Annotated in this window: 13 protein-coding genes; 4 read left to right on the top strand and 9 right to left on the bottom strand. The window is 62.5% G+C overall.

Annotated elements, in window-relative coordinates:
- Positions 1-57: 57 nt before the first annotated feature.
- The 3 genes from IB285_RS07310 to IB285_RS07320 are packed head-to-tail and all read right to left on the bottom strand — an operon-like array spanning position 58 to position 3,817.
- A complete protein-coding gene (locus tag IB285_RS07310; protein WP_190787558.1) occupies positions 58-1,002 on the bottom strand; it encodes an acetyl-CoA carboxylase carboxyltransferase subunit alpha in 945 nt (314 codons plus the stop codon).
- Between the two features lie 10 nt (positions 1,003-1,012).
- Positions 1,013-1,912 carry a tyrosine recombinase gene (locus IB285_RS07315; RefSeq protein ID WP_190787559.1) on the bottom strand — a complete coding sequence of 300 codons (900 nt, stop codon included), beginning with the start codon at positions 1,910-1,912 and terminating at the stop codon, positions 1,013-1,015.
- Positions 1,913-1,933: 21 nt separating this feature from the next.
- Complete coding sequence (locus IB285_RS07320) at positions 1,934-3,817, bottom strand: hypothetical protein (protein ID WP_190787560.1); 1,884 nt, start codon at positions 3,815-3,817, stop codon at positions 1,934-1,936.
- 250 nt (positions 3,818-4,067) lie between these two features.
- On the opposite strand from IB285_RS07320, the gene IB285_RS07325 reads away from it, so the two are divergent.
- Genes IB285_RS07325 through IB285_RS07340 form a run of 4 tightly spaced genes read left to right on the top strand, consistent with a single transcriptional unit; the run spans position 4,068 to position 7,071 of the window.
- The gene (locus tag IB285_RS07325; RefSeq protein ID WP_190787561.1) at positions 4,068-4,634 is read left to right on the top strand and encodes a shikimate kinase; all 567 of its coding nucleotides are present in this window, start codon (positions 4,068-4,070) and stop codon (positions 4,632-4,634) included.
- Positions 4,625-5,749, top strand: coding sequence for a 3-dehydroquinate synthase (gene aroB / locus IB285_RS07330; RefSeq protein ID WP_190787562.1), 1,125 nt, complete (start codon positions 4,625-4,627; stop codon positions 5,747-5,749). The genes IB285_RS07325 and aroB overlap by 10 nt, the downstream gene beginning before the upstream one ends.
- Positions 5,750-5,758: 9 nt before the next feature.
- A complete protein-coding gene (locus IB285_RS07335) occupies positions 5,759-6,529 on the top strand; it encodes a cyclase family protein (RefSeq protein WP_190787563.1) in 771 nt (256 codons plus the stop codon).
- Positions 6,526-7,071: a chloramphenicol phosphotransferase CPT family protein gene (locus tag IB285_RS07340; protein WP_190787564.1), complete on the top strand. Its 546-nt coding sequence runs from the start codon at positions 6,526-6,528 to the stop codon at positions 7,069-7,071. The genes IB285_RS07335 and IB285_RS07340 overlap by 4 nt, the downstream gene beginning before the upstream one ends.
- Positions 7,072-7,080: 9 nt before the next feature.
- On the opposite strand, the gene IB285_RS07345 is transcribed toward IB285_RS07340, so the two are convergent.
- From IB285_RS07345 to IB285_RS07370, 6 genes are all read right to left on the bottom strand, one after another.
- Positions 7,081-7,365 carry a hypothetical protein gene (locus IB285_RS07345; protein WP_190787565.1) on the bottom strand — a complete coding sequence of 95 codons (285 nt, stop codon included), beginning with the start codon at positions 7,363-7,365 and terminating at the stop codon, positions 7,081-7,083.
- Positions 7,366-7,577: 212 nt separating this feature from the next.
- Entirely contained in the window at positions 7,578-9,614 is a 2,037-nt protein-coding gene (locus tag IB285_RS07350) for an acetyl-CoA carboxylase biotin carboxylase subunit (RefSeq protein WP_190787566.1), read from the bottom strand.
- A 96-nt stretch (positions 9,615-9,710) separates the two neighbouring features.
- Positions 9,711-10,145 carry a hypothetical protein gene (locus IB285_RS07355; RefSeq protein WP_190787567.1) on the bottom strand — a complete coding sequence of 145 codons (435 nt, stop codon included), beginning with the start codon at positions 10,143-10,145 and terminating at the stop codon, positions 9,711-9,713.
- Between the two features lie 180 nt (positions 10,146-10,325).
- Positions 10,326-11,117 carry a heme-dependent oxidative N-demethylase family protein gene (locus tag IB285_RS07360; RefSeq protein WP_190787568.1) on the bottom strand — a complete coding sequence of 264 codons (792 nt, stop codon included), beginning with the start codon at positions 11,115-11,117 and terminating at the stop codon, positions 10,326-10,328.
- Between the two features lies 1 nt (position 11,118).
- A complete protein-coding gene (bioB, locus tag IB285_RS07365; protein ID WP_190789026.1) occupies positions 11,119-12,129 on the bottom strand; it encodes a biotin synthase BioB in 1,011 nt (336 codons plus the stop codon).
- 7 nt (positions 12,130-12,136) lie between these two features.
- The gene (locus tag IB285_RS07370) at positions 12,137-12,325 is read right to left on the bottom strand and encodes a hypothetical protein (protein WP_190787569.1); all 189 of its coding nucleotides are present in this window, start codon (positions 12,323-12,325) and stop codon (positions 12,137-12,139) included.
- Positions 12,326-12,333: the final 8 nt, after the last annotated feature.

Consider the following 12,333-nt stretch of genomic DNA (forward strand, 5'->3'; position numbering starts at 1 on the left):
CGATTGTATATCCAACCAATCCAATCACGGCCCGGATGTTCCGACAGTGCGCGGCCATCACCCGCCGAGTTGCAAAAACCTCTCTTCACGGGCGCGGATCAGCGTCTCACTCGACAGATCGGCGAGCGCGTCAATTTCCTCGCCCAGAGCGCTGCCGAGCCTTTTCGCGGCTGCGACCGGATCGCGGTGCGCTCCGCCCGAAGGCTCCTTCACGATCCGATCGATGACCTTCAGCCGCTTGAGGTGCTGCGCGGTGACCTTCATGGCCTGCGCCGCTTCTGCAGCCTTTTCCGATGTTCGCCACAGGATCGAAGCGCAGCCTTCGGGGGAGATGACTGAATACACCGAGTGTTCGAGCATCAGCACCCGTTCAGCGCTTGCCAGAGCGACTGCGCCGCCGGAGCCGCCCTCACCCACAATCGCTGCAACCATCGGAACGGGAAGTGCGAGGCACGCCTCGGTCGAACGGGCGATAGCTTCCGCCTGACCGCGTTCCTCGGCCTCGATGCCGGGAAACGCGCCTGACGTATCGACGAGGGTCACGACCGGTAGCCCGAAGCGTCCTGCAAGGTCCATCAGGCGGATCGCCTTGCGATAACCCTCCGGCTTGCCCATGCCGAAATTGTGCTTGAGCCGGCTCTGCGTGTCGTGCCCCTTTTCATGGCCGATCAGCATGACCCGGCGGCCATTGAGCTTTGCAAAACCGCCCATGATCGCGAGGTCGTCGCCGAAATACCGGTCTCCGCCCAAAGGCATGAAATCCTCGAAGGCGTGCTCTACGTAATCGCGGAAATGCGGTCTAGCAGGATGCCGCGCGACCTGCGTTTTCTGCCATGGTGTAAGCGAAGCGTAAGTGCTCGCGAGCAATTCCGCGCTCTTGGTTTCCAATCGCGCCAGTTCGCTGGAAATGTCGACCTCGTCGTTCTCGCTCGTTTGGCGCAGTTCGGAAATGCGCTCTTCGAGCTGGGCAACGGGTTTCTCGAAATCGAGATAAGCAATCATGGCAGACGCGCTAATCCGATGCGCGCCGGGTAGCAAGAGGGTGACGCGAATTGACCAGTGTCACGAGGCGGGCGGCATCGACATGCGTGTATATCTGCGTTGTGGCGATATCGGCATGGCCGAGTAAAGTCTGCAGAACGCGCAAATCGGCCCCACCCTCCAGCAGATGCGTGGCAAACGCATGGCGCAGGACATGCGGGCTGATGCCCGTCGGATCGAGCCTCGCCCGCGCTGCCAGGTCTTTCAGCAGCTGGAACAGCCGGACGCGCGAGAGGTGTTTGTCGCCGGCTGCTTTCGCGCGCGAAGGGAACAGGTAACGCGAGCGCGGATCGCTCGGTCGCACTTTGATCCATTCCTGCAGGGCTTCGCGGGCGCGTTCTCCCACCGGCACCATGCGCGCCTGACCGCCCTTCCCCATAACCGTGATAAGCGGCGCGTCACGCGGGACGGCGCTTAGCGGTAGCGACACGAGTTCGGTCGCGCGTAGACCCGAACCGTAGAGCATTTCCAGCAGAGCGAGCTGCCTGATACTCGCAGGCTTGCCGTTTTGCGCTTCGACTTCGGCCCGCTCCAGCAAGACTTCGACCTGCTCATGCGAGAGCACCTTAGGCAAAGGCCGGCGTGTCCGCGGCGATGGCAGCGCACCCGATGGGTCGTCAGCGCGCCAGCCTTCATCCACGGCGAACCCGAAAAACTGCCGCAGGGCCGAGGCTTTGCGGGCAACTGTCGAAGGTGCGAGCGCGGACCAGGCATTGGCGAGCTTGGCGACGTTAGCGCGCGGCGCCTTTGCGAGATCGCCGATCGCTTCCTCCGCACCTTCGAGATCGCGCCGATACGCAGCGAGCGTGTTGGCCGCCGCGCCGCGTTCCGCAGCGAGCATGTCGAGAAATGCCTGAGTAGCGGCGGACATCGGTTACCGCACGCGCCGCAATCAGGCCCGTGCGACCGCTTCGGCGGCGATCATTCGGGCCTCCGCTTCGAGCCCGACTTGCTGCAGCGCCGAGACGATATCGAACAGATGCAGCGGGGTCATCTGCGACCAGTCATCGCCCTGCATGCCGAGACCTACGAGGAGGGACACGAGCGCGGCGTTGCGGGTATCTGCCGCTTGCCGGATGGTTCTGGTCCAACGCGATTGCCGGTCGAGGCTGATACCCGTGCGCTCGGTAAACTCTTCCAGATCGTCGGCCGCTATCCGGTCCAGTCCGGCGAGGCCCGCCACCAGAAACGCCGTCGCGCGCATATCTGCGCTTTCGTCGTTATCGGCAAAGGTGTCGATTGCCTCCTGATCGGCATTGCCCGAACCGGTCTGCGTCAACTGCAATAGCGCCCAGCCAAGGCTGCCCTCGGCGATGACGCTGCGCCATGCGGCAGCATCGCGGTCCAGCCCGGCGGTCAGCATCGACGAGATGAGCCCGCCCGAATATCCTGCGAACTCCTTCGATGGAGTGATCCGCGCCGCGGCGTAAGCCGTGGTCACATGGCCTGCGAAGTATCCTTGCTCGCCCCACAATTGCTGCATGGCGTTAATGCGCGCCTGATCATCGCTCGCCACATAGGCCTCGCGCAGCAATGCAGCCCGCTCGCTCGCTTCGCCGCCGATTGAGTTTCGGGCATAAATCTGGCTGTAGAGATCGACCATCGCATTGGCCGACAGAATGCCTTCGCTTGCCGCCACCTGCGCGTAGGGTTCGCGGGTTGCCAGCGGGATCATCGGTGCGGTCGCCGCCGCCCAGGCGTAGTACCCGCCTTGCGGACCTGCGACCGCTTCCTCGACGAGACCATCGGGGATCGGCTCGCCCACGGCATTCGCGAGCGAAAAGCGCCACGGATTAAGATCGTCGACCTCATCCCATTCGATATCCACCGCCCGGCGCCCGCGCCCGGCGGCGCCGGCATAACGCTGTGCGAGCAGGATATCGATCGCGGGCGCAATATCCTGGCCCAGCGCTCGGTCGAGCTGCGATCCGGCACGTGTACCTTCCCCCGCATAAGCGTTGCAGATCGCCTGAAGCATCACCCATTGCGGGTCTTCGCGCGACGATCCCTGCAGCCGAACCGCCGGACATGCGCCGACCAGATCGGCAGAGGCAATGTACGCTGTGAGCGCCTGGCTCGTCAGCGCGGTGTTCCAGTTCTCCGTATCGACATCCTGCGCCAGCGCGCGGGCGACGGTGAATTCACCCATCCGGTTGAGCACTGCCGCGCGCAAGGCGGCGAATTCGACCGGGTCCATGCCTTCTGGCGCAGCCAGCCTGCTCGCGAGCACACGCCGCATCAGGATGTGCCCCCAACGCGAGACCATGTCGCGCTGCGTCCCTGCGAGGATCGCTCGGACGAGGCTCGCGGGTTGATTGGCAAGCGAAGCTGTAGGCAGGCCGCCCTCGGACGGCGCCAGCAAGCCGACTTCGGTCAGCGACCGCCGAGCAGCCGGCGGAATATCGAATTTGGGCTTCAGCCCCAACCGCTCGTCGAGTTCTTCGGGCGAAAGCTCCTCCAGTTCCTCCAGGCTAGGAATGCTGGCGAGATCATCGCTCGAGATCGTCGGCACTTCGGGAAGAGAACCGGGTGCGCCCGGCTCCGCTGTGCCCGGAGCCAAAGGAGGCGCAGTGGTCGGAGCCGCCTGCGGCGCTGCTGTCGGTAGGGCAGTCGGCACAGGCGTGGGTGTTGGCGTCGGAGCCGGATCGTCAAACCCGGGGGGAAGCAGCGATTCCGGCGCATCCTGCGCTGTCGCAAGGCTCGCCGCGAACGTCCCGCCGAGCGCCCCGACCATACCGAGCGCCGCGACGCTTCCCAGCCAGACCCCGCGCCGCATTACAGGTTCCCCGTGGCGATGCCGGGCAGTTCGACCTGCTGGGTTATCGGCCGGATCGGTTCTTCACCGCCATCGATGTATGCGAATATCAACACGGTGAGGACACCAACTCCTGCGTAAATCGGCAATCGGGCCAGCGGCGGCCTGCGCCGTTTCCTGCCCTGACCGAGGACCCTACCCTGTGCATGAGGACGACGCGACAGTTTTGACATATTGCGCGCGCCCTACCCCATCTATAGGCCAACCTGCAATGACTGCGCAGCCCTCTTTAACCGAAGATGATATCACCCGGATTGCGGCCCGGATCGACCGCCCGGTGGTGCTGGTCGGGCTGATGGGGGCGGGAAAATCGACGGTCGGGCGCAAGCTTGCAACTTTGCTGGATCGGGATTTCGTGGACGCCGACGAAGCGATCGAAGACGCCGCGCAGCGCAAGGTTTCCGAGATTTTCGAAGAATTTGGCGAAGCCTATTTTCGCGACGGAGAACGGCGCGTGATCGCGCGGCTGATCGAGGAGAACAGCGGCGTCATCGCGACCGGCGGCGGCGCGTTCATCGATCCCGAAACACGCGCGCTCATCCTCGACAAGGCGATAGCGGTATGGATCGATTGCGATATCGACACTCTGGTCGAGCGGACCTCGCGCCGCGACCATCGCCCTTTGCTCAAAACAGGCGATCCCAAGGAAATCCTCACGAAGCTGCTGGATGAACGTGGCGAATTCTACGGGCAGGCGCAGGTTCGCGTGGTGAGTGAGAACGGCCCTCATGCTCAGACGGCAAAGACGATTATCGAGGCGATCGACCAATGGCTGTAATCCCTGTCGCACTGGCTGGTCGCAGCTACGACGTCACGATAGAAAGCGGCGCTCTGGAGGATTTCGCGGGCTATGCGCGCGCCTGTCTCGGCGGTTTCGACAAGAGCGGGCGCGCGGTGCCGTTCGTTGCAGACAGGAATACGCACAGGCTTTACAGCGACACCGTAGAGCGAAGCCTCTCGAAGGCTGGCTTCAGGGCAGACTGGTTCGTCGTCGAGCCGGGGGAAGCCGCAAAAAGCTGGCCGGTTCTAGAAAAGCTTACCGATTGGCTGCTCGATCTCGGTGTGACGCGTTCTGACCATGTGTTCGCACTCGGCGGAGGCGTGGTCGGCGATCTCACCGGTTTCGCCTGCGCCATTACCAAGCGCGGCTGCGGCTTCGTGCAAATCCCCACGACGCTGCTCGCGCAGGTGGACAGCTCCGTCGGCGGCAAGACAGCGATCAACACCCGCGCAGGCAAAAACCTGATAGGAGCCTTCCACCAGCCTTCCGCCGTCCTGATCGATCCGCTCGTGCTGGGCACCCTGCCCGACCGCGAAATGCGCGCAGGCTATGCCGAAGTCATCAAATACGGGCTGCTCGGCGATGCGGAATTCTTCGGCTGGCTCGAAGCCAATGGTACTGACGTGCTGGCCCGCGAGCCCGAAGCGCTTAGCCATGCCATCGCGACCAGTATCAAGGCGAAGGCACGCATCGTCGCCGAGGATGAGCGCGAGACGACCGGGGTTCGCGCTCTGCTCAATCTCGGCCACACATTCGGACACGCGCTCGAGGCGGAAACCGGGTTTTCCGACCGGCTGCTCCACGGCGAAGCGGTTGCTGCGGGCATGGTCCTCGCCGCCCGGTACTCGGCCCGGCGCGACGACTTGTCGCTGAGCGATGCAGAACGTGCCGCGCGGGCGATCGCTCACGCAGGGCTGCCATCGGAAATCAGCACGCTCGCCCTGAACGCCAGCGGTCGGGAACTCGCCGACCACATGCGCCATGACAAGAAGATGGAGGGCGATACCCTCCCGTTCCTGCTGCTGAAGAATATCGGCGAGGCCTATCTCGCCCGCGACGTGGATTTGGCCGACATCGCCGCTTTCCTCGACGAGCAGCTTCAGGCGCACTAGTCTGATACGATGCCCCGTTTCATCGACCTCTCGATCCCCATCACCAATGACGTGATTTCCGATCCCGAGGTGATCCGGCCAAAGATCCAGTACATGACCCATGAGCACACATGGGAGCAGATCGCGAATTTCTTCCCCGGACTTGAAAAAGACGATCTGCCCGATGGCGAAGGCTGGGCGGTCGAGATGCTGGAGCTTTCCACGCATAACGGCACGCACATGGATGCGCCGTGGCATTATCACTCGACGACCGATGACGGTGCCGTCCCTGCGCCAAGCATCGACGAAGCGCCGCTCGACCGGTTCTTCCGCCCCGGCGTGAAGCTCGATTTCTCGCATTTGCCGCACGGACATGTGGTGAGCGCTGCCGAGCTTGAAGAGGCGTTTGCGAGGATCCGGTATGAGCTTGAGCCACTGGATATCGTCCTGATCCAGTCGGGCGCGGTATATGGAAGCGACAATTTTACCGATCAAGGCGTCGGCCTCGGCGCAGAGGCGACATTGTGGCTGACCGAGCGCGGCGTCGAAGTCGTCGGCACGGATGCGTGGAGCTGGGACGCACCGTTCAGCCACACGGCACGCCACTGGGCCGAGACGCGCGATGCCTCGATCATCTGGGAGGGCCACAAGGCCGGGCGTATTCGCCCCTATTACCAGATTGAAAAGCTGACCAATCTCGGCGAACTGCCGCCGCACGATTTCATGTTCAGCTGCTTTCCCGTGAAGATCGAGCGCGCGAGCGCCGGGTGGATTCGGGCGGTGGCGCTGATCGAGGAATGAGCGCCAGGGTCATCATCCTCAACGGCGTGAGCAGCGCGGGAAAGTCATCGCTCGCAAAAGCTATCCAGGATCAGGCCGATACGACCTTCCTTCACGTCGAGATGGACGCCTTCATCTCGTTCCTGCCGAATGGCCACGAGTTCAAACCGGAATGGTTCAGGCTCGACAAGGTCGATGGGGGCTCGGGCGAACTGCCGCGTATTTCGAACGGGCCGCGCGGAGAGGCGCTGCTCAGTGTCATGCGTCAATTTGTAATCGAGGCGGCGCAAAAGGGCCTCGACCTCGTGGTGGATGAAGTCTGTTACGCAGCAGAGATGGACGTCTATCGACGCGGACTGAACGGATGCGATGCTCATATCTGGAAGGTCACGGCCCCGTTGGACGTCATCGAGGCGCGCGAAAAAGCCAGAGGCGACCGGTTGATCGGGCTTGCGCGCGGGCAGTCTACCGACCTGCACCAAGGTATTGCGTATGACGGCGAGATCGACACGAGCACTGCGAGCCCTTGCGAACTAGCCGCGACAATCCTGGCGCAGCTATAGCTGCAAGTGTCAGCCTGCCGGGCGGCTCGGAAGTTTGGAAATCTTCGCGCTGATATCGGTAAGCGGAGCGGTCGAGCCTTCCGATTCGTGCTCCGCCATCATCTCGTCATGCTCGGCGAACAGCCGCTCGATATCGCTGCGGCGATCAAGCAGCATGTGCGCGATACCGGGCGCCAGGCTTTCCCCGTCTCCGATCTGGCCAAGGAGAGCGGCGATATCGCTTGCTGTCGCATCGCGCGGGGTTTTGAAGAAATGCCCCCTGCGATCGAAATATCCCGTGCCTCGCTTTGCCACTTTGCCCTCCGCCTGTTTACTGTTCGTCGCAATGGACGATTCCAGGCGCAAGTTTCCCCAAACCGAAGTCGATAGGCGAGTCCCGAAGCTAAAAAAATGCGACGAGCCGAAAAGAATGTCGCTAGCGTACAAACGCTTAGCAATAATTTATCACCGCCCGTGCAGTTTCTTACACCGGGCTTTGCGATTCAATTCCCGACGATGTTTGAGGACTATTCGAGTTCCAGAATCACCGCATCCACTGCGAGACTTTCACCCTCTTCGGCGTTGATGGTTGCAATCTTGCCCTCTTTCTCGGCCCGCAGGATGTTCTCCATCTTCATCGCCTCGACCGTCGCGAGTGGCTGGCCTGGCTGAACTTCGTCGCCTTCGCCGACATGCAGCTTCACCAGCATGCCGGGCATGGGACAGATCAGCATCTTGGAAAGATCGGGCGGGACCTTCTCGATCATGTGATCGAGCAGCGGAGCGACATCTGCAGGGAGCACCAGCGCCTCGTGCGACGCGCCGCGTGTCGTCATTTTCCAGCGCACGCCGACACGCTCGATCTGGACCGCGAGCTCCATGTCGCCGGTTACCTGCGCGATCGGCATGCCGATTTCCCAATCCCAAGTGCCGCAAGCAGGCTCGCCATCGACACTTGCGCCGCCTTCTTCAAGCAGCACATCGAATGCACGCTGGCCCATCTTGACCATCCAGCGCGAAGGCGGATTGTCGCTGCCGTTCAACTGCCCGCTGATCTGGCGCGCGCGCACCTGCCGGGTGAATTCGGCCCCGGCAAAAAGTGCCGCGAGCTGGCGCTGCAAGGCCTCATCAGCCGGCGCACCCTCGAACCCTTCCGGATATTCCTCGGCGATGAAGCCGGTGGTGAGCTCGCCAGAGCGGAAGCGTTCATGCTGCATGATCGCGCTCAGGAAATCGACATTGTGGCCGAGCCCATGGATGCGGAAGCGGTCGAGCGCTTCGATCTGCAAGTCGGCGGCTTCTTCGCGGGTTGGTGCCCAAGTTATCAGCTTGGCGATCATCGGGTCGTAGAACATCGACACCTCGCCGCCTTCGAACACGCCGTCGTCAACGCGGATGCTGCCCGCACCATGGGCAACGCCGCGACGCGCCTTGCCCTGCACCTCGCCGTCATCGCTCCAGCCTTCGACAGGCGGTGAGTAATGGACGAGCCTGCCGGTCGAAGGCAGGAAGCCGCGATAGGGGTCTTCGGCATAGACGCGGTTTTCGATCGACCAGCCGTCGATCCCGATATCGTCCTGCGTCATCTCCAGTTCTTCACCGGCGGCAACGCGGATCATCTGCTCGACGAGATCGATGCCGGTGATCGCTTCGGTGACCGGATGCTCGACCTGAAGACGGGTGTTCATCTCGAGGAAATAGAAACTCTCGCCCGATGGGTCTGCACCGCTAACGATCAGCTCGACCGTGCCTGCCGAATGGTAGTCCACGGCTTTGGACAGCGCGACGCATTGTTCGCCCATCGCTTTGCGCATTTTCGGCGTCACGAAGGGGGATGGCGCTTCTTCGACAACCTTCTGGTGGCGGCGCTGGATCGAGCATTCACGTTCGTTGAGGTAGAGCACGTTGCCATGCTTGTCGCCGAGGATCTGGATTTCGATGTGGCGCGGGTTTTCGATGAACTTCTCGATGAAAACGCGGTCATCGCCAAAGGAATTGAGCCCTTCGCGCTTGGTCGCCTCGAACCCCTCGCGCACGTCCTTCTCGGACCACGCAAGACGCATCCCCTTGCCCCCGCCGCCAGCGGACGCCTTCATCATCACCGGATAGCCGATGTCGTTCGATATCTCGACAGCGTGCTCGGTGTCGCGGATTTCCCCGACGAAGCCAGGCACGACATTCACGCCGGCTTCGCGTGCGAGTTTCTTAGACTCGATCTTGTCGCCCATCGCCGCGATCGCGCCGGGAGGCGGACCGATGAAGGCGATGTTTTCCTTCTCCAGCGCCTCGACGAAGCTCGCCCTCTCAGACAAAAAGCCATAACCGGGGTGAACCGCCTCTGCGCCGGTCTCCTTGCAGGCCGCGATGATCTTTTCAGGCAGAAGATAGCTTTCCGCTGCGGGCGCCGGGCCAATATGAACTGCCTCATCCGCCATCCGCACGAAAGGTGCCCGCCCATCGGCATCCGAATACACCGCGACCGTTGCAATCCCCATTTTACGCGCCGTCGTAATGACCCGGCACGCAATCTCCCCGCGATTGGCAATCAGTATTTTGGAAAACAAACGGAACCTCCGAAAGGATGGAAAGACGTCGCAACGCCTATGCCGCTCCCGGAGGTCCCGATCAAGCTAACGAATGTGGGCAAACGCCCGTGGCCGTCAGTGCGTGTGCCCGATATGCCGCTGGCGTTCTGCGATGAGTGAGGAGAATTCCTCCCACAGCGCCCGCGCCTGGTCCTGGCCACCCGCAATCTCAGCGAAAGCATCCCGCCAGGCCTTGTCATCCGCGGTCTGGGTCCAACCCATTTCAGCGATGCCGTTTTCCAGCGGGAAAGCGCCGATCATGTGCCACGGCCCGGTGTTCATGTGGATCAGGATGGGCGAGGTCCGACCGATCTTTTCGTCCGCTTGCTCGAACATCGCGATAATCTCGCTCGCCCGTCCCTGCTTGCCTTCGTGAAAGCGGACAAAATTGACCCGGTGCCAATTCTGATCGAGCAATTCCGGCTGCTCGGCGGTGTGATCATCGGCCAGCGCCGGTGCCGCGGCCATCGGCAGCGCGATCGCGGCTGCAAAAATCAATGTCTTACGCATTTTCAGTCCCCTCCCGTGGTGGTCCGACCCTTAGCGGACCCCGAAGTCCGTCCCGCAACCCTTTTATCGCTAAATCGCACCGCTGAAAGAGGGAGCGCTTGTAAAAATGCGACAGGGCAAATCTGCCGCGGCGGATCGGCCAAAGCCTGTAATTGCAGCGCTAGTGCGCGAGGCGAAGCATCATCGGGCGCTCTCGGCAGCGAAGGGGATCAGGCTGTCGGCATAGGCCCGCGCGCCGCGCCGGTCGCCCTCGCCCGCAATCAGTGTCCGCGCTGCCTCCGCGAGCCGTGCGATATTGTCTGGAGAAAGCGCGCCGAGCGGTTCGACATAGATCCCGATCGTGAACAGGATCGCGCCCGTTTCCGGCAGGCGGCGCAGAGTTTGCCGTTCGGAGCGCACGAACATCGTGTCACCCGCATTTCCGGGCGTGACATGCGCGAAATCACGCTCCGGCGGGCCTTGGGCGAGCCAGCGGCGCTCTCCGGTCGAAGCGATGAACCAATTGCAGCGACCGTAGATCGCACCGGGCTTCAGCGTTTCCATGAAGCGATCGACCCCGGTGGCAAGCTGCTCCTCGTAACCTGCAATCGGCGCGTGAAGCCCGCGCAGGGGCAAGCCGATCTTTTCCTCGGGATGCCAATCGGAGGGCCACGCGACTGCCGCTCCGACCAGACGATACGGACCATCATCAGCCGCCTTGGTCAGCAGGCACATATCCTCGTGCGCGGACAGTGCAGCTTCCGGAAGTGCGCCGTCCACGCCGAGCATTTGCGCGAGTTCTCGTCCCGGCTCATCCGCTTCGGGCGTTAGCTGGATGCCCTCGGGCCATTCGGCGAACCCCCTCGCCCGCGCGGCGAGATCGGGCTGTGGCTCGAGCCACCGATCCTCGCTCAGCCGGACCAGCCCCATACGCAGCTGGCCGCCGCCGCGCGCTTTCGGAAGGAGCTCGTCGACCGAAAAGCCGAGCGACATCCTATTCCGCCGGTTCGGCCTGCTTCGCCGCGCGCGCCGGTTCTTCGCCTTGGAGCGCTGTCATGCCCAGCTTGGCGAGCAGCGCTCCATCGCTGTCATCGCCTGCATTGGGTGCTGTCAGCAGCTTGTCGCCGGTGAAGATGGAATTCGCGCCCGCGAGGAAGCACAGCGCCTGCGTCGCTTCGCTCATGCTCTCGCGCCCTGCGGACAGGCGCACCATGCTCATCGGCATGGTGATGCGCGCCGCCGCGACGGTGCGGACAAACTCGATGTCATCGATCTTCGCCATCGGCGTATCGGCGAGCATGTCGCCCAGCACCGTGCCTTTGACCGGGACCAGTGCGTTCACCGGCACGCTTTCGGGATGCTGCGGCAATGTCGCGAGCGTATGAATGAAGCCGACGCGGTCCTCGCGCGTTTCGCCCATGCCGACGATCCCGCCGCTGCACACATTGATGCCTGCGCTGCGCACGTGATCAAGCGTATCGAGGCGGCACTGGAAGTCGCGCGTCGAGATGACCCGCTCGTAATATTCGGGCGAGCTGTCGATGTTGTGGTTGTAGTAATCGAGACCTGCCTCGGCGAGCATGTCGGCCTGATGCGGCTCCAGCATGCCGAGCGTCATGCAAGTCTCCAGCCCCATGGCGGAGACGCCTTTCACGATCTCGACAATCGCGGGCATGTCGCGGTCTTTCGGATTGCGCCAGGCGGCTCCCATGCAGAAGCGCTGCGAGCCTGCGTCTTTCGCTTGAGCCGCGCGCTGCAGCACCGCCTGCACATCCATCAGCTTGGTCGCCTCGACCCCGCTGTCCGCCTTGACCGATTGCGAGCAATAGCCGCAGTCTTCAGGACAGCCACCGGTCTTTATGCTGAGCAAAGTGCAGAGCTGGATCTGCTCGGGCGAATGGTGTTCGCGGTGCACCGTCGCTGCGCGAAATAGGAGCTCGGTGAAGGGAAGGTCAAAAAGGTCCGCGATTTCTTCGCGTGTCCAATTGGTGCGGGGGTGAGTCATCATTTCCTCAATCATTGTGCAGGCGGGCTTCAAGATCGTTCTTGCGCTGCTCTTCCGACGCGAGCCGCTTGAACACGATCATCGACGAAGTACCGCCCACAAGAAACGCAGCAATGAATGCAAGCCAGCGCCATGGTTCCGGCAAGGCGATGAAGCCCCAGAGACCATAAGCCATAAAACTGAAGAACACCGCCATTCGGGCAA

The sequence above is a fragment of the Erythrobacter rubeus genome (assembly GCF_014705715.1).
In the GTDB taxonomy this organism is placed as follows: Bacteria; Pseudomonadota; Alphaproteobacteria; order Sphingomonadales; family Sphingomonadaceae; genus Erythrobacter; species Erythrobacter rubeus.